The 861-nt window shown below is 59.2% G+C and carries 1 pseudogene; it reads right to left on the bottom strand.

Going from position 1 to position 861, the window contains the following annotated elements:
• Positions 1-642: pseudogene (locus tag BN1130_RS01440) on the bottom strand (methyl-accepting chemotaxis protein); the annotation flags it as partial.
• Positions 643-861: the final 219 nt, after the last annotated feature.

Raw genomic sequence — 861 nt, 5'->3', positions numbered from 1 at the left:
CATGGTGCGCTGCAGCCGATAGACGGGGCGTTTGACGTAACGCTGCAATACCCACCACAGCAGCCCAAACCCCAGGCTGAACACGGCCCCCAGGCAGCCGCTCAGCAGCCAGTTGTTGTGGCGGATCTCGGCAAAGATATGGCTCAGGTCATAGCTGATGCGCACGGCCCCCATGACGGTCCCCTCGGCGACCTGATGGCAGGTGAGGCACTGGGTGCCGCGGTACTCCTGGTAAGCCTTGAAGGGTTTTATCAGGGTGAGCTGGCTGCCTTTTTGCTCGAGCAGCGTCTCCCCCTGCTCGATGGCCCGCTGGTCCCACTCGTCGACTATCTGCTGATCCGGATGGCCCGGGCCAAACAGCGAACTGACGGCAGGGGCGCGGATCAGGCGGGCCTCAGTGATGCCGGCCTCGCTCATTATCTTGCTCTGCACGATGGCGCGGTTGGCGATGACCCCGGTCATCATCATGACGTTGAGCTGATCCATGTAGCTGTTGGCGGTACTCTCCACCTTCTCGCCCGCCAGGCGCAGGGCCAGATCGCGCTGCAACCAGGCGGAGAGCTCGAAGCTGAGGGCGAAACTGGCACCGATGACCAGGGCGAGGGGGAGAAAGATTTTCCAGTTGAGCGAGAGGTTTTGCATGGGTAGCCGAGTCCAGATACGGGGAAGGGGTCTGCCACTTGGGCGCATGACAAGTCGCCAAGCTTGGTACTCTATCGGCACACATTACCCTGGCTTTAGTAAGGATGCTGTTAACTGGATCCATGAATGGCGTTAACCCCGGGTAGCCACATATTGTTATTGGTCGGGGAGTTGATCTGGCGCAAGCTATCACATTGTTGATAGTAGTTATCATTTGCA

Source organism: Aeromonas rivuli, from assembly GCF_000820045.1.
GTDB lineage: Bacteria > Pseudomonadota > Gammaproteobacteria > Enterobacterales > Aeromonadaceae > Aeromonas > Aeromonas rivuli.
Note: the sequence above shows the minus strand (reverse complement) of the source record. Positions and strands in the feature narration are given on the sequence as shown.